The sequence below is a fragment of the Reyranella soli genome, from assembly GCF_007992495.1.
Taxonomy (GTDB): Bacteria; Pseudomonadota; Alphaproteobacteria; order Reyranellales; family Reyranellaceae; genus Reyranella; species Reyranella soli.
Genome location: NZ_BKAJ01000020.1, coordinates 41,632 through 63,723 on the forward strand (window position 1 = coordinate 41,632; position 22,092 = coordinate 63,723).

Sequence of the window (22,092 nt, forward strand, 5' to 3'; positions counted from 1 at the left end):
TATGGCAAGATACGGGCGCGCTTGACGCTCGGCGGCGGGTGGTTTAGCCGAACACGGCACAGGGGCAGGCATAACGGGGGCAACGATCCGAGGAATGACGACCGCTCGACGATCGATCAATGCTCCCAGCGCCTGGGACCGGATCGCCTCCGGGATAGGCTATCACCTCGACAATCTCGGTCGCTGGTTGATCGTGAACGCTCCGGCGATCGGCTCGTCCTATGCTGCGTGCCTGGCTCCGGGCGTGCCCCGCCTGCGGCCGCGGCCGGGCTGGGTGTTCGCCGAGGAGTACTACGACCAGCGGCGCTGGCTGGCCTGCCGGCGCGGCGCCCTGTGGGAAGCTGCCCGCGAAAAGGACCTCGCCGTGCCGATCACCGTGCGCTGGCACAGCGGCACGACCGTCGACCTCACGCTGGGCAACGACAACAGCCTCTGCCTCTATGTCTGTGGATCGTTTGAGCCCAACGAATTCGCCTTCCTCGACCGGGTGCTGAAGCCCGGCATGGTGTTCGTCGATGTCGGCGCCAACGACGGCTACTACACGCTGTTCGCCGCCCGCCGCGTCGGGCCGTCCGGTCGCGTGGTGGCGGCCGAGCCGAGCTCGCGCGAGCGCGCCCATCTGCAACGCAATCTCGGGCGCAACGGCCTCGACAACGTCACTGTCGTACCGGCCGCCATCGGCGCCGCCGCCGGGCTCGCCGACCTGCACCTGGCCCATGGTGTCCACGCCGGCCACAACACGCTCGGCAGCTTTGCCCATGACGACGTGGTGCGCGCCAGCCTCGAGCGCGTGCCGATCGAGCCGCTCGACGCGGTGATCGCCCGCCTTGCCCTGGCCCAGGTCGATTTCGTGAAGATCGACGTCGAAGGGGCCGAGGCGAGGGTCATTGCCGGCGCCGCGACCGTGCTGAAGTCGATGCGGCCGATATTGCTGCTCGAGGTCAACGACAAGGCGTTGCGTGCCCAGGGCAACTGCGCCGATTCCCTCATCGGCACCCTGCGCGGCGAGCTCGGCTACGAGATATTCGTGTTCTCGCCGGTGACCGGCCTGCTGGAAAGCCCGCGCGACGGCGACCCGCTTTCCGCCAACGTGGTCGCCATCCCATCCGAGCGCGTCGCCGACACGGTTGCAGCGCGCTAGGGCATGACCCCTCCGCCCGCTACGCGGGCACCTCCCCACGCCGAGGGTGGGGAGGAAGCACTAAGACTTCGCAGGCCCCTGGTCGCGCTGCGAGACGATCGGGTTCGCGACCGGCCACCAGATCTTCAATGCCGGGTCGTTCCACAACAGCGTGAACTGGCCGGCGCGGTCGTACTCGGTGCTCTGCTTGTAGTGGAAGATCGCCCGGTCGCTCATTACCAGATGTCCGTTGCCGAAGTTGGGCGGTACCAGCACCTGCAGGCGGTTGGTGTCGCTGAGCGTGAAAGCCTCCCACTGGCGGTACTGCGAGGACCTCGCGTCGTTGTTCACCACAACCATGTAAAAGCTGCCCTGTAGGCAGGAGATCAACTTCCAGGTCTTGGCGTCGCCGTGGATGCCACGCAGCACGTGGCGATGCGACACCGAGATGTCGTCCTGGATGAAGTCGATCGGAATGCCGGCCGTGAAGTAGGCGTTGCGGTTGTAGGTCTCGATATAGTGGCCGCGGAAATCCTCGAACACGGTCGGCGGCTTGATCAGCAGGACCGATTCGAGCTTTGTCGTGAACACTTCCATCCCAACCCCCTTGTGCTCAGCGCGGCAGCCCGCCGCCAAGCAGCTCTTCCTTGCGGTACACGATCGTCGAGCCCGTGAAGTCGGCCGAAACCGGCACCGTGATGAGATGCGACAGCGCCTTGGTGACGGCTGCCTGCTTCTCGGGCGGCACCACGAACACCATGAAGCCCGTGCCGCCTGCCCCCAAAAGCTTGCCGCCGAGCGCACCGGCGCGCTGGGCATCGTCGTAGATGCGATCGATCGTCGACGTGCTGGTGCCGTTGGCGAGGCCGCGCTTCAGCGCCCAGCTCTCGTGCAGCAGTTTGCCAAAAGCCTCGATCTTGCCGGCATGCAGCAGATCGGCGCCAACCTCGACCATCTCGTGCAGGCGCGTCATGTGCTTGGCGTTGGCTTCGAGATTGTTGATCAGCTTCTTGGCGTAGTCCGACGAAAGCCGGCTGCTGCCGGTATAGAAGAGCATCAGCCACTTCTCGAAGCCCTGGCGCAGGCCGTCGTCGAGGCCGAGCGGCGTCACCGAGAAGGAGTCGTCGCGCTCGAACTTGATGACGTTCATGCCGCCATAGGCGCTGGCGATCTGGTCCTGGCAGCCCACCGCTTCCTTGAGCTTGTTCTGCTCGAGGTCCATGGCGCCCACCGCAAGGGCGTGAGCGTCGAGGGTCTTGCCTCGCATGGCCGTCAGAACGTTGATCAGGCCAACGGCGAAAGCCGAGCTCGAGCCGATGCCCGAGCGCGCCGGCAGGTCGCCCTGGTGGAACAGTTCTATGCCTTCGCTGTCGTCGTAGCCCAGCACCTGGAGGCCGGCGCGCACGGCCGGATGCTGAATCTCGGCGGCCGAACCCACCGCCTCGATGTGCGACCAGATGATGCGATGGCGCATGCCGAAGAACGGCGGCAGGAAGCCGGTGCCGATATAGCAGTACTGGTTGATGGCCATCGACAGCACGGCACCGCCGTGCCGGCGGAACCAGGGCGGGTAGTCCGTGCCGCCACCGAAAAACGACACCCGGTACGGCGTGCGGGAAATTGCCATCAGCATCTGAAGATCATCAACCTTTCTGACTGCCGTTGCCGGATCTGCCGCCGCTCAGCGGGTCAGAAAACGGTCGCCTTCCGTTGCCACGCGGGCCCGCCAGTAGTCCAGCAGGTCACGCAGCGTCTTCTCATAGGGGATCTCCGGCTTCCAGCCGGTATGGGCGTGGAACTTCGCGGTGTTGGGCACCTGCAGGTCGGCATCGATCGGGCGCAGCCGGTCGGGATCGACCTCGACCTTGATGGCGTCCTTGGCCGGCGAGAAGGAGATCAACGTGTCGAGGATGTCCTTCACCGTGCAGGAGTGGACGCCGCCGATATTGTAGTAGGCGCCAGCCGTCGGCTTGACGGTCACCAGCATGTAGTAGGCGCGCACCGCGTCGCGCACGTCTGCGACGGTGCGCAGCGATTGCAGGTTGCCGACCTTGACGATCGGCGGGATGCGATTGTGCTCGATCATCGCGATCTGCTTGGCGAAGGTCGATTCGGCGAAGACGTCGCCGCGCCGTGGCCCGGTATGAGTGAACATGCGGGTCGTCATCACCGTCATGCCGTAGGCCTCGGCATAGAAACGGCCGACCAGGTCGGTGCCGACCTTGGAGATGGCGTAGGGCGAGGCGGGGTGGAACGTGCACTCCTCGTCGATCGGCAGCTTCTCCTTCGGCACCCGGCCGAACACCTCGGACGAGGCGCAGACATGGATGATCGCCTTGGGGGCATGCTGCTTCAGCGCGTCGAGCACGCGCACCGTGCCCTGGACGTTGGTGTCCATGGTGTCGAGCGGCGAATCGAAGCTCGTGCGCGGGAAGCTCTGGGCGGCGAGGTGGAAGACGTAATCCGGCTTCGCGTCGGCCACCACCTTCTGGATCGACATGGTGTCGCGCAGGTCGCCGTAAAGCAGCGAGACGCGATCCTTCGAATTGATGCGATGGGCGATATTCACCAAGTTGTCGAGCGGGCTGCGCCAGCGGCACATGCCGATGACGTCCCAGTCGGTTTTCTCAAGCAGGAACTCGGCGAGATGGGAGCCGACCATTCCCGTGATGCCTGTGATGAGCGCGCGCCGAGCAGCCATCGTCCCCCGTCTATTCTGCCTTTCGTGGCGGTCTACTTAATTGACGCAATGACAAAAGGCCACCCCGCTTGGGGGCTTCCCACCGTTGCCTTGGGAGGGTGAGGTCTTTATGGTCCGACGATCCTAAATAACGATAGTCACGATGAGTCTTGCCCGCGAACCCCTGACCAAAGCGACGGCGATACAGTTGTTCAAGAGCCTCTATCTGGCTCGGCGTTCCGAAGAATACATCGTCAAGCACTATCCCGAAAACCTGATGCGCACACCGATGCACATGTCGATGGGCCAGGAGTTCGTCTGCGTCGGCGTGTGCGCGGCGCTCGAGGGCAAGGCCGACGTCTTCGCCTCCTATCGCAGCCATGCCGCCTTCCTGGCGCAGACGCACGACACCGACCGGTTCTTCTCGGAGCTTTATGGCCGTACCTCCGGCACGGGTGAGGGCAAAGGCGGCTCGATGCATCTGGCCGCACCCGACCAGGGACACATCCTGTCGAGCGGCGTCGTCGCCACGCAGATTCCTGTCGCCGTCGGCGCGGCCTTCGCCAACAGGCAGTTGAAGACCGGGCGTACGGCCGTGGTGTTCTTCGGCGACGGCGCAGCCGATGCCGGCGTGTTCTGGGAGAGCATCAACGCCGCCGCGCTCTTCAAGCTTCCGGTGATCTTCGTCTGTGAGGACAACGGCTATGCCGTCGACACGCCGCGCGAGGCGCGCCAGATGTCGAAGACGCTGTCCGACGCCGTCAAGCCGTTCGGCGCCGACACCTACGATGACGACAGCGGCGACGTGGAGAGCGTCTATGGGCTCGCCAAGGAAGCCGCCGCCAAGGCCCATCGCGACGGGCGTCCTGCGTTCCTCAACATCAAGTGCTGTCGCTATCTCGAGCATGTCGGCATCGGCACGGACTGGAACTGGGGCTATCGCGACCAGGCGACGGTCGAGCGCGAATGGATCGACCGCGACGCCCTCAAGATGCAACGCGCGCGACTGGCCAAGCATCAGGTGACCGAGAGCGCCATCGCGGCGATCGAGGACGAGATCGACAAGGCGATCCAGGCAAGCGTGAAACGAGCGTCTCAGGCGCCGATTCCCACGCCGGACCGGCTGCACGCAGGTGTGTTCCATGAGAAAGCTTGATTACGCCGGCGCCATCCGCGAGGCGATGACGCAGGAGATGGAGCGCGACAGCCGCGTCTTCGTCTACGGCATCGGCGTTCCCACCTGGTCGTCGATCTTCGGCACCACCAAGGGAATCCCTGAGAAGTTCGGCAAGGAGCGCTGCTTCGACACGCCGATCTCGGAAGACTGCATGACCGGTTTCGGCCTCGGCGCCGCCATCCGTGGCCTGCGGCCCATCCACGTCCACATCCGCGTCGACTTCATGATCCTGGCGACCAACCAGCTGATCAACATGGTGTCGAACTACACTTATTCGACAGGCGGCAAGCTCAAGGTGCCGCTGGTCGTGCGCGCCGTCATCGGCCGCGGCTGGGGGCAGGGCGCGCAGCATTCCAAGGCGCTGTTCTCGAACTTCACTCACATCCCCGGCCTGAAGGTGATCGCGCCGACCACGCCGTCGGACATGAAGGGCATGATGACCGCCGCGATCCGCGACGACAATCCAGTGATCTGCTTCGAGCATCGCTGGCTCTACTGGGCCGAGGAAGACGTGCCGGAGGAGCCGTACGAGATCCCGCTCGGCGTCGGGCGCATCCTGCGGCCGGGCAAGGACGTGACTGTCGTCGGCCTGTCGTGGATGAACGTCGAGGCGCGGCTTGCGGCCGACATCCTCGCCAAGCGCGGTGTGTCGGTCGAGATCGTCGATCCGCGCACCCTGGCGCCGCTCGACGAGGATCTGATCGTCGACTCGGTGAAGCGCACCGGCCGCTGCATCATCGCTGATTGCGACTGGGTCGATTCGGGCTTCAGCGCCGAGCTGTCGGCGCGCATCAACGAGAAGTGCTTCGGCATGCTGAAGGCGGCAGTGAAGCGCATCGGCTTTGCCCACACGCCGGCACCGACCGTGCGCGAGCTCGAGAACGAGTTCTATCCCAACGCAAAGACGATCGTGCATGCGGTCGAGGACATGCTGGGGCTGGAAGCAGCCAACCTCGACGGCGAGGATTTTTTCAGCCACGAGCGGCGCTTTAGGGGGCCGTTCTGATATGAGATTCATTGGACCGCGGGCCTCCAGGCCCGCTCATGAAGTGCGGGCCTGGAGGCCCGCGGTCCAATGAATCTCGGGCTTTCCGGGAAGTTCGCGCTGGTGACGGGCGGCAGTCACGGCATCGGGCTGGCGACGGCCAAGCGCCTCGCCCAGGAAGGCTGTAACGTCGCCATCTGCTCGCGCTCTCAGCAGCGCCTCGATGCGGCGATGGCCGAGCTCAAGACCTACGGCGTGACGCTGCTCGCAGTCGCTGCCGATCTCCTCGAAGCGGACGCCGCTGATCGTGTGATGGACGTGGTCGATCGCGAATGGGGCGGCGTGCAGATCCTGGTCAACAACGTCGGCGGCGGCGGACGGTGGGGCAAGGAGATCGTCGAAGACACCGACATGAGGGTCTGGGGCGAGGTCTACGAGAAGAACGCCATGGCGGCGGTCCGCTTCACCCGACGCGCCCTGCCGCACATGCGGCACGGCAAATGGGGCCGCGTGGTCACCATCACTTCGATCTATGGCGGCAAGGAAGGCATCGGCCGGCCGTGGTTCACCATGGCCAAGGCGGCCGAGACCGGCCTCATGAAGTCGCTGTCCGCCATGCCCTACCTTGTACGCGACGGCATCACCTTCAATTCGGTGGCGCCGGGCGGCATCTACATTCCCGGCACCGGCTTCGAAGACGAGCAGCGCCGCGATCCCGAGGGCTTCGGGCGCATGGTCGACCAGGAGTATCCACTGGGCCGGCTGGGCACGCCGGAAGAGGTGGCGGCCGTGGTGGCCTTCCTGTGCTCGGCCGAGGCGAGTCTGGTGAACGGCGCCAACATCACGGTCGACGGCGGCCAGAGTCGGGCCTTTTGAGCGTCACGAGCGATCTTTGGGGCGTCATGATGGGTGATTGCCAGACGGCGCAGCCTCCGTTAGCACTCGGCAGCCAAAAATACTGTCCGTTCACCGCCCGGGGAGCGTCTATCTGTGAAGGATGAAGCGATCTATCGCCGGCTGTTTCGAACGGCGCTGCTGATCAGGCTGGTCGAGGAACGGATCATCGAGCTCTATCCGTCCGACAAGATCCAGAGCCCGGTCCATTTGTCGATCGGCCAGGAGGCCGTGGCAGTGGGCGTCTGCGATGGCTTGCAGCCCGACGACCTGGTCTTTGCGACCTATCGCAGTCACGGCTTCTACATCGCCAAGGGCGGCTCGCTCGATGCCATGTTCGCCGAACTGTACGGCCGCAAGGGTGGCGTCTCGGGCGGCAAGGCGGGGTCGATGCATCTCGCGGCTCCCGAGGTCGGTCTCATGGGATCGTCGGCGGTGGTGGCCAGCACCATCCCGCACGCGGTCGGCGCGGCGCTGAGCTTCAAGCGGCGCGGCGCCTCGCAGATCGCCGTGGCGGTGTTCGGCGACGGCGCCACCGAAGAAGGCGTCTATCACGAGAGCCTGAACTTCGCGGCCCTCATGAAGGTGCCGGTGCTGTTCCTGTGCGAGGATAACGGGCTTGCCGTGCACAGCCACCGTCCGGTGCGCCAGTCCTATCGCCTGGCCGAGCATGCCGCTTCGTTCGGCATCGCCAGCCGGCGGCTCGAAGAGGGCTGGGACATGCTGGCGATCCGCCAGGCCACGCTCGAGGCCGCCGCCAGGGTGCGGGCGGGCGAGCCGTTCGTGCTCGAGATCGTCACGTCGCGCTACAAGGAGCATGTCGGCGTTGGCGAGGACTTCCACTTCAACTATCGCAGCAGCGACAGCGTCGATGCCTGGAAGCGCCGTGACCCGCTGATCGTCGATCAAAAACTGGCCGCGGCGCTTCGCCCCGACATCGAACGCGAGATCGAAGCGGCCGTCGCCTTTGCCGAGGCGAGCCCGGCCCCCGGTCACGCCGAACTGCTGACGGACGTGATCTGATGAGCATCGCTGCAGTAAAGCCGGCCCAGGGCACGCGCGTGCTGTCCTATGCAGGCGCCTTGCTCGAGACCATGGACGCGGCTTTGGCCGACCATGCCAACGTCTTCATCATGGGGCAGGGCGTCGACGACTTTAAGGGCATCTTCGGCTCGACGACCGGGCTGGCCGAGAAATACGGCGCAGCACGCGTGTTCGACGTGCCGCTGATGGAAGAGGGTATGACGGGAGTGGCAATCGGCGCTTCGCTGGTCGGCGACTATCCGATCACGACGCACATCCGCGCCGACTTCTCCTTCCTGGCGATGAACCAGATCATCAACCTGGCCTCCAAGTATCGTTACATGTTCGGCGGCCTGATGCGCTGCCCGATGCTGATCCGCATCGTCGTCGGCCGCAGCTGGGGGCAGGGCGCGCAGCACTCGCAGAGCCCGCAGGCGACGTTCGCACACTATCCGGGGCTGACGGTGATCATGCCGTCGAGCAGCCAGGCGATCCTCGACATGTATCCGGCGATTATCAACCGGCATCCCGGACCCGTGATCAGCATAGAACATCGTCTGCTCTACAATTTGGATTTCACCGTCGCTCCCTCCGAAAAGCGCGTGCCGCTCACCAGCTACGTCGCGCGCAAGGGCAGCGACGTCACCGTCGTTGCCACCTCGGTCATGGTGTTGGAGGCGCTGCGTGCGGCGCAGTATGTCGAGGACCAAACCGGGATATCGGCCGAGGTCATCGATCTCAATTCGATCAGCCATCCCGACTGGAACCTCGTGACCGCCAGTGTCGCCAGGACCGGACGGCTGGTCGTGGCCGACACGTCGTGGCTGGAGTACGGCGTCGCCGCCGAGGTCTGCCGCCAGCTCGTGATGCGCGACCCCGGCCTGCTGCGCCAGCCACCGACCATGCTCGGCATGGCGCCGGCGCCATGCCCGACCGCCAAAAGCCTGGAAGACATCTACTATCCAAGCCAGCACGAGACGGTCGACGCCATCCTGACCCAGGTGAAGGGCGACAAGCACGGCATTGCGCTTCCGGTCGAGCGCTCGATGACCGAAGGCTACAAGCGCTTCCGCGGGCCGTTTTAAAGGACTAGCACTGGGCCTCACCCTGAGGAGCCGCGCAAAGCGCGGCGTCTCGAAGGGTGGCCACAGTCTCGTTGTTGCCCACCCTTCGAGACGCGGCCTGCGGCCGCTCCTCAGGGTGAGGTGGTGCGGTTATTCCGATACCACTCGAGCGTTCGGCGCAAGCCATCCTCAAGTGATGTGCGCGCTACAAAGCCGAGTTCGCGGGCGAGGGTGTTGTCCATCAGGCGCACCGGGATGGTGCTGGGACGTGACGGGTCGTACCGGATGTCGGCGCTGTCATAGCCGTCGACCTTCAGGATCTTCTCCAGGATCTCGCGCACCGAATGGCCGGCGCCGGCGCAGATGTTGACCGCGATATAGGGTCGATCGGTGGCGAAAGCCGTCAGCAGGCCCTCGATGAAATCGTCGACGTAGACGAGGTCGCGAATATCCTGGCCGTTGCCCCATACTTCGAGAGGGCTGTGGCGCTCGACGACCCGGCGTATGAGAGCTGCCGTCACGTGGCTGACGGCGAAATCGAACTTGTCGTACGGGCCGTAGACATTGGACGGCCGCACCACGGCCGTCGGCATCGGGTTGGGGATCTTTTCCGCGTAAGTCCGACAAAGTACTTCGGCATAGCGCTTCATCCAGCCGGCGGCGAAGTAGACCTCGTGCGGATCGCCGTCGAACATCTCGTCTTCGCGCACCGGCCGGTCGGCAGTCGGCGGATAGGCTGCACCGCTGGAGATGAAGCAGAACCGCGCCACGCGCGCGCGATGCGCGGCCTCAAGCATCAGCGTGTTGATCAGGACGTTGGGCGTGATGTGGACGAGGGGCGTGGTCCGGATGACGGCCGCGCCAGAGGTATGGGCGGCGCACAGGAAGACGTAGTCCACGCCCTCGACGGCGCGGGCGCAGTGCTCGGGCTGGCGCAGGTCGAGGGTGACGACCTCGGCACCTGGGATGGTGGTCTGCAGGGGTTTTTCATGGATCGTCAGCCGCAGCTGCGCCCCGCGCCTGGCCAGGGCGAGGGCAAGATTGGTCCCAATGAAGCCGGCGCCGCCGGCGATTAGAACTTTCTTGCCCGTGAAATCCATTTCCCCACCGATCATGATCGCCTGAGACAAACCACAATAAGGCCTTCAATCTCAAGGGATTGCGTCCATATATTGCATTGCGTTCAAGGACGGGGCAGCTTACCTCTACGCCGATGTCGACCGCCCAGGGACCCGATCCGCTGCCTGCCGACGCCTCTCAGGAGCGCCGTGCGCCCGTTCGCGTCGGGCTGGTCCAGATAAACAACTCGTTTTCCGGCCAGAACTATCTGCCCTATTCGGTCGCGCTGCTGCAGACCTATGTGCAGAAAATGGCGGCCGATCCCGGCCTCTATGAGTTCCTGCCGCCGCTCTACAAACGGGTGCGCATTGCCGACGCCGTCGAGGCCCTGAAGGACGCCGACCTGGTCGGCTTCAGCACCTACGTCTGGAACGGCCGCATCTCGCTCGAGATCGCCCGCCGCCTGAAGGCGCTGCGGCCGGGCATCGTCATCGTCTTCGGCGGTCCGCACGTGCCCGACCAGCCCGAGGCCTTCCTGCGGGCCAATCCCCAGATCGACCTTGCCGTCCATAACGAGGGCGAGCGGACGTTCCTGAAGTTGCTGGAAAGCTTCGCCGACCGCGAGGCCTGGCAGTCGCTTCCGGGCGTCAGCATGTTCAAGGCCGACGGCAGCTTCGTGCGCAATCCCAACATCGATCGCGTACGCGACCTCGACGAGATCCCGTCGCCTTTCCTGGAGGGCGCGTTCGATTCGATCATGGCCGCCAATCCCAACGAGAGCTGGATCGGTCTGTGGGAGACCAATCGCGGCTGCCCGTTCCGATGCACCTTCTGCGACTGGGGCTCGGCGACCGCGGCCAAGGTCACCAAGTTCGGCGAAGAGCGTCTCTACCGCGAGGTCGACTGGTTCGCCGATAAGAAGATCGAGTACATCTTCTGCTGCGACGCCAACTTCGGCATCCAGAAGCGCGACGTCGACATCGCCAACTATGTTGCCGGCATCAAGAAGGAGACCGGCTACCCGGTGGCGCTGTCGGTGCAGAACACCAAGAACGCGACCGAGCGCGCCTACGAGACGCAGAAGATCCTGTCCGACGCCGGCCTGAACAAGGGCGTGGCACTTTCCATGCAGAGCGTCGACAAGCCGACGCTGGAGGCGATCAAGCGCGACAACATCTCGCTCGGCACCTACATGGAGCTGCAGCGCCGCTTCACGCGCGACAAGGTCGAGACCTATTCGGACCTGATCCTGGGCCTGCCCGGCGAGACCTACGAATCGTTCGTCAAGGGCGTCGACCTGCTGATCGAGAACGGCCAGCATAACCGCATCCAGTTCAACAATCTGTCGATCCTGCCCAACGCCGAGATGGGAGATCCCGCCTACCAGGCCAAGTACGGCATGGTCACGGTCGAGTCCAAGATCATCAATATCCACGGCGAGCGCATCGAGCTCGACGACGACGTGCCGGAGGTCCAGGACCTCGTGGTGGCGACGGCCGCGATGCCGCTGGCCGACTGGCGTCGCACCCGCATCTTCTGCTGGATGACGGCTCTGCTGCACTTCGACAAGCTGTTCCAGATCCCGCTGATCATGGCGCACGGCATCTCGGGCATCTCCTACCGAAACATGATCGAGGCCTTCATGGCCGCCGATCCCAAGCGCTTCCCGATGATCGCCGAGATCAACGCCTTCTTCCACAAGGAGGCGGAATCGATCCAGAGCGGCGGCTCGGAGTACGTTTTCTCCAAGGAATATCTCGGCATCTACTGGCCGGCTGACGAGTACATCTTCGTCGAGCTGACGGCCAAGGGTAAGTTCGACGCCTTCTATGCCGAAGCGGGCAAGCTTCTGGCCGAGACAGTGAGCGCCAAGGCCGCGGGCCTGCCGATGGAGATCATCGACGAGGCGATCCGGCTCAACCACGCCCTGGTCCACCAGCCCTACGCCAAGGACAACCTCAGGATCCGCCTGAGCTACGATCTGCTCGACTACTGGCACAAGGTGCGCGGCGGCGAGCAGGCGCTACTCAGCGAGAAGCCGTTGGCGATCGAGGTCGATCGTACCACCAAGCCCTATGACGATTTCCAGAAGTGGTGCCGCGAGATCGTCTGGTGGGGCAACAAGAAGGGCGCCTATCTCTATTCGCCACGGTCGGCCGCCATCACGCCCGAGCTGGCCGGCCACTACTGAGCGATGCGGTACCGGCCGCTCGGCAAGACCGGCCTGCAGGTTTCGGAGATCGGCTTCGGAGCCTGGGGCATCGGCGGGCGTACCGTCGAGCAGACGTCCTACGGCGATACCGACGATCGCACGTCGCTCGCCGCGCTCGACCGGGCGCTGGAACGCGGCATCACCTTCTTCGACACCTCGGCCGCCTATGGCAACGGCCATAGCGAGGAGCTGATCGGCCGGGCAGTGCGCGGCAAGCGCTCGCGCGCCGTCATCACCACCAAGGCCGGCTACGAGGCCTGGGACCGGGCGCCCGACTTCTCGCCGTCGACCATCGTCGCTTCGACCGAGCGTAGCCTGGCGCGGCTCGGCACCGACTATCTCGACCTGCTTCAGCTGCACAATCCGCCGCTGGACGTGGTCACGGCGCCGGACGTGCTGGCGGCTCTGACGGGGCTGGTCCAGGACGGCAAGATCCGGGCGTGGGGCGTGTCGGCCAAAGGGCCCGACGAAGCGCTGCAGGTGCTGCGCGCCTGCGACATCGCGGTGATCCAGGCCAACTTCAACATGATGGACGTGCGTGTCGTGAGCAGCGGCCTCCTGGCGGAGGTCGAGCGGCTGGGCATCGGCTTCATCGCGCGCACGCCGCTCTGCTTCGGCTTCCTGTCGGGCACGATCGGCCATGACAGCGTCTTTCCGGAGGGCGATCACCGCGCGCGCTGGCCACGGGCCCAGCTGGCCAATTGGGTCGACGGAGCGGCCGACCTGATGGCGGCGATCTCGACGGCGCCGGGCGAGGCGGCGGCTCAGGCCGCGCTGCGCTTCTGCCTGTCGTTCCCGGCGGTATCGACCACGATTCCCGGCATCATGCGGCCACTCGAGGCCGACCAGAACGCGGCGGCCAGCCTCTTAGGGCCGCTGCCGCGTCAGGCCGTGGAGGCGATCCTGGAGATCAATCGAAATCGACGGTTCTTCGTCTCGGCTTGATCCGCGCCGTGACGAAATCCAGAAGATTGCCGCCGCTGAACAGGTGCGCGTCGATGCCGGCGGCGGCCGCGGCCTGCAGGTCGGTCTCGCGATCGCCGATCAGGAACGATTGCGCGGCGTCGACCGGCCACTCGGCCAGAAGCTTGCGGATCATACCGGGTTCGGGTTTGCGCAGCTCCGAGACGCGCCGATAGCGCTCGACGGTCCCCTCGGGGTGATAGGGACAGTATTCGAAGCAGTCGATGTGCGCGCCGTGCCGGCGCAGCTCCGCGCTCATCCAGCCGTGCAGGTCGAGGATGTGCTCTTCCTCGTACAGCCCGCGCGCCACGCCCGCCTGGTTGGTGACGATGAACACCAGGTAGCCCGCATCGTTCAACCAGCGCACCGCCTCGCGCGCGCCGGCGACCCAGCGGACCTGGTTGGGATGGTGGACGTAGCCCGTGTCCTCGTTCAGCACGCCGTCGCGATCGAGGAAGGCGGCGGGCCGCTTCATGATGCGCGGCACCACGCGTTGCGCGCGCTCGAAGTCCTGCGGCGTGCCGATGTCGATGAACGGCGCCTCGACGACCACGCCGTCGATCAGGCCATCCCGCGCCAGTCCCGGCAGCACGTCGCGCTCGAGCGAGCAGGGGACGGCGCCGATGCGCGACAGCACGTCCTTGCGCATCAGGTAGACGCCGGCGTTGATCGGCCGGTCGAGCGCGCCGGCAGGAATGAAGTCGTGCACCCGTCGGCCGTCGACGGCGACCCGCCCATAGCGCTCGCCCGTTATGCCGCTGGCGAGCGCCATTCGGACCCAGCCGGTCGCGCCGTCGTCGTTGGCGGGCAGCAGCCCCAGCCAGTTGAAGTCGAACAACGAATCGCCGTTGACCAGGAAGAACCAGTCGTCGAGCCGGTCGGCGGCGAGCGCGAGTGCGCCGGCGGTGCCGGCCGGCTCGGATTCGACCGCCGTGTCGATCGCCATGCCGCGGATCGAGCGGCCCCGATACGACGCGACGAGGTCGCCGGCGCGGTAGCTGCAGAGCAGCAGCGCGCGCTTGATGCCGTGCCGGCTGGCCTCGTCCAGCAGGTGATCGAGGAAGGGCCGGCCGCCGACATCGAGGACGGGCTTGGCGGTGCCGCCGGTCAGCGCCTTGAGGCGGCTGCCGAGGCCGCCGACGAGGAAGACGGCCTGGTCGACCTTCATGCGGCCGCCGAGGCGTTGGCCACCGACCAGCGCGCCCGGCACAACAGCCTTTCCTCCAGCGGCTGGTCCGCCAAGCCCCAGTTTTCCGGCTGGTTGAGTTGCGGGCGGACGCCGTGCGCCCACTGCTCGGCGGGCTTGACGAAGTTGCGCTCGATGGAGGGGGCCAGAACGCTCTCCACGCCGGCGACCTTGCGCTTGGGATAGTCGAAGGCGCTGCGCGCGATCTGCTGCAGCCGCCACCAGCGGAAATTGGTCATGACCTTGTCGACCTTGGACTGCAGCGGCGTCCAGACGTGGCTGATGCGGTTGCTGAACAGGCGGTCGTGGCGGCCCTTGAAGATGCGACAGGCTGGTGGCAGGCGGATCTCGTGCGATCCGAGCGCCACGGCTGCGTGCATGATGAGCGAATCGCAATCGAGCGACAGCACGGTGTTGTCCAGCGGAAAGCCGCGAACGGTGTGCCACATGGTGCGGCTCATCAGCAGGAAGTCGCCGCAGGCGTTAGTGTGCAGCTCGCGGATGTACCATTGCGGCGGATTGGGAATGTGGCTGTAGCGGGTGCTGTCCAGACTCTCCAGCCGTGCCAGCAGGGCATCGTCGCCAAGGTTGCGCAGCAGCGTGGGGGACAGCACGACGTCGCAACGGTCGCAGCGGTACAGCGCGTTCTCGTGAAGATCCTGCCGCGCAATGGTGGCGATGATCTCGTTCGACAGATAGGTGTCGGACGCCTTAGGCGAGACGAAGCGGCCCTTGGCGCGCCGCAGCCCTACATTGGCCGCGGCGGCGGGGTTCATGCCGGATTCCTGCGAGCCGATGAACCTTTCGTGATGCTCGCGCCCGACGACGATACCGCGCACCTGAACGCAGTCGCCTTGGGGCAACGGGTCAAGCGATTCGATGATGAGCGGTCGATCGTTTGGCGGATTCCACTCGACCAGGATGATCTCGGAATCGATCTCCGCCCGTTGCAACTGGCGGACGAGAAAGCTGGTCGCCCGCCTGACTCGCAGATCAAAATCGCTGGTATAGCCGTCGTTGCGGAAGTAGGAGACGAAACTGACGTATGGCCGGGCGGCGTTCACGTTGAACTGCTCAAGTGATGAAACGACCGTTATCGATATACGGGATTTGGCCTAGCACTGTAAGTGCTGTTACGGTCGAGCCAGAAAGTTCAGACCTTGTGTTGAATGTGCATCTCCTGAAGAAATCGTTGCAGGCTATGGAGTTGGCGGGATCTGACAACCTACGGCATAGTCGCCACTTTCTGCATAGGGCGGTTAAATTCGGATGAGTGGGGCAGGTAAAGCGTCCCTGCGGGCGCGGCTGATTCCCTTCCTGGGTGGCCGGGCGACGGACTTCGTGGCGACACAGCTGCTGCACGAAGGGGGCGAGCTGTGGTCGGCCGATCCTCATCGCATCCAAGAGGCGATCGACAAGGTCGAGCAGGCATGGGCACTGACCCGGGATCCGGAGATCGCGATCCGGCTCGCCACGATGTACGACAGGGCCAACCGCAACGACGATGCGTTGGTGGTCCTGCGCCAGGCGTTCCGCAAGGATCCGGGTCATGCGCTGCTGCGTCACCATGCGGCCATAACCCTGCTCAGGCACGGCGCCCCGGGCGAAATCCGTGACTTCTTCGAAAGCGTGCTGGAAGTCGACGCGCAGGATGCGTTCGCCCGTTTTGTCATGACGCTGCTCGATCGATACGACTCCTGGGCCGCTCAGTTGGCCTCGTCGATCGAGCGCAAGCGGGACGGCCGGCAGCCCTTCGTCATCTCGCTTCCGGTCTGGGGGGAAACGCACTCGGCGTACTGCGAGCGCTTTTTCTGCGCCTCGTTGCTTTCGCCGAACAACCTGCCGGCCTTGGCGCGCAATCATTCGGTTCACATTGCCGTCTTTACGACCGCGGAGAGCGAGCAAGCGCTGCGTGCCAAGCCGCTGTTTCGCCGTCTCGAGGACCATGCCACGGTCGACTTCATTCACTACCCCGCGGACCTCGTGGACTACCGCGCGGTCATGCAAGCCTGCTACGGCCACGAGAAAGTCCACTATTCGCAGAATTCGCTGGCCTTCTACTACGAACGCAACTGCAAGTTCGCGTTGATGTCTTGCGCTCACTACGTGGCCCTGACGGCGGGACGTGCGACGGATGCATTTGTCAGCTGCCTTGTTGCTGACCTCGCCCTGAACGATGGCGCCCTGTTGGCCATGGCCACGCGCATGAGTGCTGCCGATGCGGTTCTGGCGCACGCCATTCAGATGCGCGGCAAGATTCTGCGGCCTCTCCTGGAGCATCAGTTCCGCGACGCCGACGGAATTTTGAGGCTTTCATCAGAGAGTTGCGCAAGGCTCGTCATTGAGCACATCCCTGCCGACAACTTTGCCGATGCCGGCCGGTCGATCGACCCACCGCTGCGAATCGCCTGGCGGGTCGGCGACGACGGATTGCTCATCCATGGCAATCACTACCATCCGTTCCTGCTTCGGCCGAAAGCGTTCGATCATCCCCTGCGGCTGTCGGTCGACCCCGTCGACAGCCGCTTCATCGACCGCACCTCTCTCGATGAGGCCAGGATCGATATCGTCCAGGATGCGAGCATCGTCTGCCTGGGCATCGACGACGACCCGATCCTCGACGCCTTGCAGGAGGGCGAAGGGGCGCCTTCGGTGCCTCGGTTCGCGCTGTGGCTATGGGGATATTGGGGGAGGCTGCGCGGCAGGCTGTTCCGTTCGCCGCTCCGCTACGGCTCGTTGGAACGTCATGAAGAGTGGGCGCGCGTGGAGCAGGCGGCCGCCTCGCTGGTCGACGCCATCGTCGACGAGGCGGCGCGCCTCGAAGAAGCCAACCAGGCCAGGAAATCGTGGCGGCTGTGACCGTGTCGGGGCCAATCGGCCGGAAGAAAGCCGGTTTCGGCACTACCATTTGCTGGTGAAGCTGTTGTATTGATTGACTAATCGGGGCAATAGCAATGAAGGCAGGTAAAGTGTTTGTGGATGGGCGTACGGCCGGGCACAGCCTTTCGGATCACGGCGGACGATGAGCGACGCGCCACGCTGTCGTTTGTGCGGAGGGCGGCGTCTCTCACATTTCATCAGCCTCAGTGAACTTCCGATATCCCACTATCTGAGGAAGAGCCCGCAGGATCCCGATCCGCGCTTCACCGTCGACTTCGAGAGCTGCCAGGACTGTGGCCTCCTGCAGATCGTGAACGCCATACCCGCCGACCTGATCTACGGCGAAGCCGACACGTATACGACAGGCTTTCAGCGGCCGAGGCATCTCGAAGACCTGATCACGACGGCGGTCGCCCGCCAAGACCCGGCGAAAGCCATCGACGTCGGCTGCAACGACGGCAGCCTGATGGAGAACCTGCGTCGCGCGGGCTATACGCAGGTGGTCGGCATCGAACCCAATGCGGTCGCCGCCGACATGGCCCGCAAGAAGGGCTATGACGTCTACACCAGCTACCTGACCCAGGCGCAGGCACAGCAGATTGTCGCCAAGCATGGCGCGTTCGACACGCTGTTCCTGCGCCATGTCGTAGAGCATGTCAGCGACCTCGAAGACTTTTTCGCCGGCATCCGGATGTTGCTGCGGGACGATGGCCTGCTGGTTCTCGAGCTTCCCGAAGTGGAGGAGAGCTTCAGGCTGGGCAGTCCCGCCATCCTGTGGGAAGAGCATGTGAACTATTTCACGCCGGCGTTGGTCGAGCACATGCTGGGGCGGTTCGGCTTCGAGGTTTGTGACCGGCGCACCTACGTGTTCGGCGGCGGCTCGATGGCTTTCGTCGCCCACAAGCGGGCCGTTCCGGTCGCAACCACGCCCAAGCTTCCCGATCCCGCTCCGACGATCGAGCTTCTGCGCCGGTTTGCCGGCGGCATCGAGCGGCAGAAGGCCGAGTTGAACGGCCTCGTGTCGCTGGCGCGGTCGAACGGCTTCAAGGTCCTCGTCTACGGGGCCGCGCCGCGCTCCTGCCTGCTGGCATCCGTTTGCCAGATCGCAGACAAGATCGACTTCGTCGTCGACGACAGACAGGACATTCAGAACCGGTTGATGCCGGGGACGCCGAATTTCGTGCGGCCGCTTGCCGAGGTGGCCGGCGCCGTCGGCGGCAAGCTGCTGTGCCTGCTTGGCGTCGGCTCGGAGAACGAATTCAAGGTGCGGGCCCGTATCGAGGAGGCGGTTTCGGCCGACGTCGCGTATGTCAGCCTTTTCCCGCCGCGCGATATGCTGCAAAGCGTCGACGCGGCGCGTCGTGCCATCACCGCCAGCCAGAAATAGGGATCGTCACAGGATGTCGCGCATAGACCTGCCAGCCCAGCCCAATGGCTACAAGGTTCAGTGGTCCTACCTGCCCAAGCAGTTCAGCGCCGAGAACATCGAGGAGATCCTCGACCTGTTCCGCAAGTTCGTGCCGACGGGTGATTTCACGCTGGGCAAGCCGGTGCGCGAGTTCGAGGAGAAATTCGCCGCGATGATCGGCACGCGCCATTCGATCGGCGTCAACTCGGGCACCGATGCGATCAAGCTCGGGTTGAAGGCGCTGGGCGTCGGTCCGGGCGACGAGGTGATCACGACGGCCAACACCTTCATCGCCACGGTCGGCGCGATCGGCGAGCTGTTTGCGAAGCCGGTGTTCGTCGACTGCACTGACAATTTCTGCATGGATGTGAGTCAGGTCGAGGCCAGGATCACCAAGAAGACCAAGGCAATCGTGCCGGTCCATCTTGCCGGCCAGATGACCAACATGCCGGCGCTGATGGAGGTCGCGAAGAAGCACAACCTCCCGGTCGTCGAGGATTCCTGCCAGTGCATCCTGGGCAACATCGAGGGCAAGAACTCCGGCACCTACGGCCGCTCCGGAGCCTTCTCGCTGCATCCGCTCAAGAACCTGAACGTCTGGTCGGACGGCGGCATGATCGTCACCGACGACGACGATTTCGCCACCGAGCTGCGCCAGCTGCGCAATCACGGGCTGGCCGGCCGTGATAGCGTCGTCCGCATGGGCTGCAACTCCAGGCTGGATTCGATCCAGGCGGTGGTCGGCAACTGGCTGATCAACCAGGTCGATTTCATCACCAACACGCGCATCAGAAACGCGGCCTATCTCGACCGCGGGCTCAGCCGCATTCCCGGCATCAAGCTGCCGCAGCGCTTCAATAATCGGAAGCTGGTATTCCACCTCTACATCGTCTTCGCCGAGCGCCGCGACGAGCTGGTCGCCCACTGCAAGAAGCAGGGTGTCGAGGTGAAGGTGCATTATCCGGTGCCGCTCTATCAGCAGGAAGGGCTGCGCCAGTACGGCTACAAGAAGGGCGATTTCCCCGTGACGGACCGCCACGCCGCGACGATGATCTCGTTCCCGGCGCACGAGCATCTGACCGAGGAGCAGCTGGCGTATACCGTCCAGACGGTCGAAGAGTTCTATGAGGCTTGAGATGGCGAAGCACAACATTCCCTACGTCAACCTGCCCGCCCAGGGCCGCGACCAGATGGAGGATCTGAAGAAGATCTTCGAACAGGTCGTGCTGAAGGGCTCCTTCGTCGGCACGCATGACGACCTGGCGGCGCTGGAGAAGCGCTTGGCCGAGTATTGCGGCACGGCCGAGGCCGTGGCGCTCAACTCGGGCACCGATGCGCTGCTGCTGGCGATGAAGATCGCGGGCGTCGGCGAGGGCGACGAGGTCATCACGCCGCCCAACTCGTTCGTGGCCTCGACCGCCACCATCATCCAGCTCGGCGCCAAGCCGGTCTTCGCCGACGTGCTGGCCGACCAGAACATCGATCCCGAAAAGATTGCCAAGGCGATCACGCCCCGCACCAAGGCGATCATGCCGGTCCATCTTACCGGCCGCATCTGCCAGATGGACGAGATCATGGAGATCGCCCACCGGCACGGCCTGGTCGTGATCGAGGACGCCGCGCAAGCGATCGGCTCGATGTACAAGGGCAGGCTCGCGGGCGCGATCGGCCATTTCGGCTGCTTCTCGGCGCATCCGCTCAAGAACCTGAACGCGCTGGGCGACGGCGGCTTCGTCACCACCAACGACAAGGCGGCGGCCGAGCGCATGCGCCGCCTGCGTGCGCACGGCATGGCCGACCGGGCGACCATCGAGGAATGGGGCATGGTCTCGCGCATGGACACGCTGCAGGCGGCGATCCTGAGCTACCGCCTGGAGAAGCTGCCCGACGTGATCGCCAAGCGGCGCGACAATGCGGCGCTCTACCAGAAGCTCCTGCATCACGAGCGCATGTACGTGCCGACCTGCCGCAACGAGGAGTTCAACACCTTCCACACCTTCGTCGTCCAGGTCGACAAGCGCGACGAGCTGCAGGCCCATCTGAAGGAGATCGGCATCAAGACGGCGATCCACTATCCGGTGCCGATCCATCTGCAGCCGGCAGCCCACGCGCTCGGCCACAAGAAGGGCGACTTCCCGATGACCGAGCGGCAGGCCGAGCGGATTCTGACCCTTCCCGTGAACCAGTACATGAGCCGGGCCGACGTCGAGACCGTCGCGAGCGAGGTCCTGGCCTTTCTGGGCCGCTGATCGTTCCATGCCCAACCCGCCCGGACACAGTGCTGCGACGGCCTGCCATATCTGTGGTCACCTGGATGTCGAGCCGCTTGAGCAGAAGGGGAAGCCGTTCCGCCTGGTTTCGTCGGATGTCCAGCCGGTCCCGGGGACGGCTGAGTTCTCCATCTGCCCACGCTGCCTGACCGTTCAAAAGACGATCACGCCGACGTGGCAGGCAATGGCCGATCGCATCTATGCAAGCTACGACATCAACCACCAGAGCCAGGGTGCCGAGCCGACAATCTTCGACTCGGCCAAGGGCAGCGGTCCGCGGTCATTGATCCTGCTGCGCAACTTTCTCGACATGGTCGACCTGGCCAGAGAAGGGCGCCTCCTCGATTTCGGCTGCTCCAACGGAAATCTGCTGAAGAGCTTTCACGGGTTGCGGCCCGACTGGAAGCTGTCCGGCGCGGAATTGTTCGACCAGTGGAAGGACACGGTCCTTGCCCTGCCGGGCGTGGAGGCCTTCTACAGCGGGGCCAATGCCGCCTATGCGGAAAAGTTCGACGTGATCTCGCTGTCGCACGTGCTGGAGCACATCCCTGATCCGATCTCCTTTTTGAAGGAGATCAGCGGTCACCTGACTCCGCGGGGGCGAATCCTGCTGGCAATGCCCAACCTGCGGCAGAATCCCAGCGACCTGATCATTGCCGACCATTGCAGCCATTTCGACGAAAACAGCCTGTCGTACGTGACGCACGCCGCAGGGCTGCACACCGAGTTGTTCTCAACCGAAATGCTGCCCAAGGAACTGGTCGCCGTCCTGTCGGTCGGCGGTCCTTCCGCTGGCCCTCCACTGGCCGCGGGCGACGGTGGCAAGGCATCGCGGGAAAGGTGTCTGTTCTATTTCAAGCTGCTGGATGAGGTCCGCGAAGCTGCGAAATCCTGCCGTGAGGAAGGGCAACCCCTTGGGATCATGGGCTCGTCGATCGCGGCCCTTTGGACGATGATGGAACTCGACAGCAAGGTCGACTTCTTCGTCGACGAGGACAGGAACCGCGTCGGCCATCAGTTGCTGAGCCTGCCGATCGTCGATCCGTCGCGCGTGCCCGAAGGCGCGCTGGTGTTCATACCCATGTCGGTGGTCGTGGCCGAGCGGATCATCCAGCGGTGGAAAGGGCATGCGATCGATTTTCGCTACGTCCCCACGAACCGGCCCGGCTAG

The 22,092-nt window shown here is 64.6% G+C and carries 19 protein-coding genes; 13 read left to right on the top strand and 6 right to left on the bottom strand.

The window, feature by feature from the left end:
• The first annotated feature begins 94 nt into the window (after nucleotides 1-94).
• A complete protein-coding gene (locus RSO01_RS05740) occupies nucleotides 95-1,141 on the top strand; it encodes an FkbM family methyltransferase (protein WP_147147086.1) in 1,047 nt (348 codons plus the stop codon).
• A gap of 60 nt (nucleotides 1,142-1,201) precedes the next feature.
• Here RSO01_RS05740 and RSO01_RS05745 read toward each other — a convergent pair whose 3' ends face one another.
• The 3 genes from RSO01_RS05745 to RSO01_RS05755 are packed head-to-tail and all read right to left on the bottom strand — an operon-like array spanning nucleotide 1,202 to nucleotide 3,821.
• The gene (locus RSO01_RS05745) at nucleotides 1,202-1,717 is read right to left on the bottom strand and encodes a dTDP-4-dehydrorhamnose 3,5-epimerase family protein (protein WP_147147088.1); all 516 of its coding nucleotides are present in this window, start codon (nucleotides 1,715-1,717) and stop codon (nucleotides 1,202-1,204) included.
• Nucleotides 1,718-1,733: 16 nt separating this feature from the next.
• The gene (locus RSO01_RS05750) at nucleotides 1,734-2,747 is read right to left on the bottom strand and encodes a GHMP family kinase ATP-binding protein (RefSeq protein WP_147147090.1); all 1,014 of its coding nucleotides are present in this window, start codon (nucleotides 2,745-2,747) and stop codon (nucleotides 1,734-1,736) included.
• Between the two features lie 54 nt (nucleotides 2,748-2,801).
• Complete coding sequence (locus tag RSO01_RS05755) at nucleotides 2,802-3,821, bottom strand: GDP-mannose 4,6-dehydratase (protein WP_147147092.1); 1,020 nt, start codon at nucleotides 3,819-3,821, stop codon at nucleotides 2,802-2,804.
• A 142-nt stretch (nucleotides 3,822-3,963) separates the two neighbouring features.
• Here RSO01_RS05755 and RSO01_RS05760 point away from each other — a divergent pair, with 142 nt between their 5' ends.
• The 5 genes from RSO01_RS05760 (at nucleotide 3,964) to RSO01_RS05780 (ending at nucleotide 8,964) form a co-directional block, all read left to right on the top strand.
• Nucleotides 3,964-4,956, top strand: a complete 993-nt coding sequence (locus RSO01_RS05760; RefSeq protein WP_147147094.1) for a thiamine pyrophosphate-dependent dehydrogenase E1 component subunit alpha — start codon at nucleotides 3,964-3,966, stop codon at nucleotides 4,954-4,956.
• Complete coding sequence (locus tag RSO01_RS05765) at nucleotides 4,943-5,983, top strand: alpha-ketoacid dehydrogenase subunit beta (protein ID WP_147147096.1); 1,041 nt, start codon at nucleotides 4,943-4,945, stop codon at nucleotides 5,981-5,983. Before RSO01_RS05760 ends, RSO01_RS05765 begins: the two co-directional genes overlap by 14 nt.
• A gap of 69 nt (nucleotides 5,984-6,052) precedes the next feature.
• Nucleotides 6,053-6,838: an SDR family NAD(P)-dependent oxidoreductase gene (locus RSO01_RS05770; RefSeq protein WP_147147098.1), complete on the top strand. Its 786-nt coding sequence runs from the start codon at nucleotides 6,053-6,055 to the stop codon at nucleotides 6,836-6,838.
• A 114-nt stretch (nucleotides 6,839-6,952) separates the two neighbouring features.
• Nucleotides 6,953-7,879 (top strand): thiamine pyrophosphate-dependent dehydrogenase E1 component subunit alpha, encoded by a 927-nt coding sequence (locus RSO01_RS05775; RefSeq protein WP_218037254.1) that lies wholly within the window; start codon nucleotides 6,953-6,955, stop codon nucleotides 7,877-7,879.
• Nucleotides 7,879-8,964 carry an alpha-ketoacid dehydrogenase subunit beta gene (locus tag RSO01_RS05780; RefSeq protein WP_147147100.1) on the top strand — a complete coding sequence of 362 codons (1,086 nt, stop codon included), beginning with the start codon at nucleotides 7,879-7,881 and terminating at the stop codon, nucleotides 8,962-8,964. The genes RSO01_RS05775 and RSO01_RS05780 overlap by 1 nt, the downstream gene beginning before the upstream one ends.
• Nucleotides 8,965-9,074: 110 nt before the next feature.
• Here RSO01_RS05780 and RSO01_RS05785 read toward each other — a convergent pair whose 3' ends face one another.
• Nucleotides 9,075-10,043 carry an NAD-dependent epimerase/dehydratase family protein gene (locus tag RSO01_RS05785; protein ID WP_170302863.1) on the bottom strand — a complete coding sequence of 323 codons (969 nt, stop codon included), beginning with the start codon at nucleotides 10,041-10,043 and terminating at the stop codon, nucleotides 9,075-9,077.
• Between the two features lie 113 nt (nucleotides 10,044-10,156).
• Here RSO01_RS05785 and RSO01_RS05790 point away from each other — a divergent pair, with 113 nt between their 5' ends.
• Entirely contained in the window at nucleotides 10,157-12,193 is a 2,037-nt protein-coding gene (locus RSO01_RS05790) for a B12-binding domain-containing radical SAM protein (RefSeq protein WP_147147104.1), read from the top strand.
• 3 nt (nucleotides 12,194-12,196) lie between these two features.
• Nucleotides 12,197-13,159, top strand: coding sequence for an aldo/keto reductase (locus tag RSO01_RS05795; RefSeq protein ID WP_147147105.1), 963 nt, complete (start codon nucleotides 12,197-12,199; stop codon nucleotides 13,157-13,159).
• On the opposite strand, the gene RSO01_RS05800 is transcribed toward RSO01_RS05795, so the two are convergent.
• Nucleotides 13,125-14,387 carry an HAD-IIIA family hydrolase gene (locus RSO01_RS05800; protein ID WP_246158120.1) on the bottom strand — a complete coding sequence of 421 codons (1,263 nt, stop codon included), beginning with the start codon at nucleotides 14,385-14,387 and terminating at the stop codon, nucleotides 13,125-13,127. The genes RSO01_RS05795 and RSO01_RS05800 overlap by 35 nt on opposite strands.
• Nucleotides 14,342-15,427, bottom strand: coding sequence for a hypothetical protein (locus RSO01_RS05805; RefSeq protein ID WP_147147106.1), 1,086 nt, complete (start codon nucleotides 15,425-15,427; stop codon nucleotides 14,342-14,344). The genes RSO01_RS05800 and RSO01_RS05805 overlap by 46 nt, the downstream gene beginning before the upstream one ends.
• Nucleotides 15,428-15,704: 277 nt before the next feature.
• Here RSO01_RS05805 and RSO01_RS05810 point away from each other — a divergent pair, with 277 nt between their 5' ends.
• The 5 genes from RSO01_RS05810 (at nucleotide 15,705) to RSO01_RS05830 (ending at nucleotide 22,092) form a co-directional block, all read left to right on the top strand.
• Nucleotides 15,705-17,222 (top strand): hypothetical protein, encoded by a 1,518-nt coding sequence (locus RSO01_RS05810; RefSeq protein WP_147147108.1) that lies wholly within the window; start codon nucleotides 15,705-15,707, stop codon nucleotides 17,220-17,222.
• 163 nt (nucleotides 17,223-17,385) lie between these two features.
• Nucleotides 17,386-18,630: a class I SAM-dependent methyltransferase gene (locus RSO01_RS05815; RefSeq protein WP_147147110.1), complete on the top strand. Its 1,245-nt coding sequence runs from the start codon at nucleotides 17,386-17,388 to the stop codon at nucleotides 18,628-18,630.
• A gap of 13 nt (nucleotides 18,631-18,643) precedes the next feature.
• The gene (locus tag RSO01_RS05820; protein ID WP_147147112.1) at nucleotides 18,644-19,786 is read left to right on the top strand and encodes a DegT/DnrJ/EryC1/StrS family aminotransferase; all 1,143 of its coding nucleotides are present in this window, start codon (nucleotides 18,644-18,646) and stop codon (nucleotides 19,784-19,786) included.
• A gap of 1 nt (nucleotide 19,787) precedes the next feature.
• Complete coding sequence (locus RSO01_RS05825) at nucleotides 19,788-20,900, top strand: DegT/DnrJ/EryC1/StrS family aminotransferase (protein WP_246158124.1); 1,113 nt, start codon at nucleotides 19,788-19,790, stop codon at nucleotides 20,898-20,900.
• Nucleotides 20,901-20,907: 7 nt separating this feature from the next.
• Nucleotides 20,908-22,092, top strand: a complete 1,185-nt coding sequence (locus RSO01_RS05830) for a class I SAM-dependent methyltransferase (RefSeq protein ID WP_147147116.1) — start codon at nucleotides 20,908-20,910, stop codon at nucleotides 22,090-22,092.

What these genes read in the sequence shown, in the direction of transcription:
- RSO01_RS05740 (WP_147147086.1), top strand. Translation starts at nt 95, where the DNA reads ATGACGACCGCTCGACGATCGATCAATGCTCCCAGCGCCTGGGACCGG.
- RSO01_RS05770 (WP_147147098.1), top strand. Translation starts at nt 6,053, where the DNA reads ATGAATCTCGGGCTTTCCGGGAAGTTCGCGCTGGTGACGGGCGGCAGT.
- RSO01_RS05830 (WP_147147116.1), top strand. Translation starts at nt 20,908, where the DNA reads ATGCCCAACCCGCCCGGACACAGTGCTGCGACGGCCTGCCATATCTGT.
- RSO01_RS05825 (WP_246158124.1), top strand. Translation starts at nt 19,788, where the DNA reads ATGGCGAAGCACAACATTCCCTACGTCAACCTGCCCGCCCAGGGCCGC.
- RSO01_RS05760 (WP_147147094.1), top strand. Translation starts at nt 3,964, where the DNA reads ATGAGTCTTGCCCGCGAACCCCTGACCAAAGCGACGGCGATACAGTTG.
- RSO01_RS05750 (WP_147147090.1), bottom strand. Translation starts at nt 2,747, where the DNA reads ATGGCAATTTCCCGCACGCCGTACCGGGTGTCGTTTTTCGGTGGCGGC.
- RSO01_RS05745 (WP_147147088.1), bottom strand. Translation starts at nt 1,717, where the DNA reads ATGGAAGTGTTCACGACAAAGCTCGAATCGGTCCTGCTGATCAAGCCG.
- RSO01_RS05765 (WP_147147096.1), top strand. Translation starts at nt 4,943, where the DNA reads ATGAGAAAGCTTGATTACGCCGGCGCCATCCGCGAGGCGATGACGCAG.
- RSO01_RS05785 (WP_170302863.1), bottom strand. Translation starts at nt 10,043, where the DNA reads ATGGATTTCACGGGCAAGAAAGTTCTAATCGCCGGCGGCGCCGGCTTC.
- RSO01_RS05820 (WP_147147112.1), top strand. Translation starts at nt 18,644, where the DNA reads ATGTCGCGCATAGACCTGCCAGCCCAGCCCAATGGCTACAAGGTTCAG.
- RSO01_RS05780 (WP_147147100.1), top strand. Translation starts at nt 7,879, where the DNA reads ATGAGCATCGCTGCAGTAAAGCCGGCCCAGGGCACGCGCGTGCTGTCC.
- RSO01_RS05795 (WP_147147105.1), top strand. Translation starts at nt 12,197, where the DNA reads ATGCGGTACCGGCCGCTCGGCAAGACCGGCCTGCAGGTTTCGGAGATC.
- RSO01_RS05815 (WP_147147110.1), top strand. Translation starts at nt 17,386, where the DNA reads ATGAGCGACGCGCCACGCTGTCGTTTGTGCGGAGGGCGGCGTCTCTCA.
- RSO01_RS05790 (WP_147147104.1), top strand. Translation starts at nt 10,157, where the DNA reads ATGTCGACCGCCCAGGGACCCGATCCGCTGCCTGCCGACGCCTCTCAG.
- RSO01_RS05755 (WP_147147092.1), bottom strand. Translation starts at nt 3,821, where the DNA reads ATGGCTGCTCGGCGCGCGCTCATCACAGGCATCACGGGAATGGTCGGC.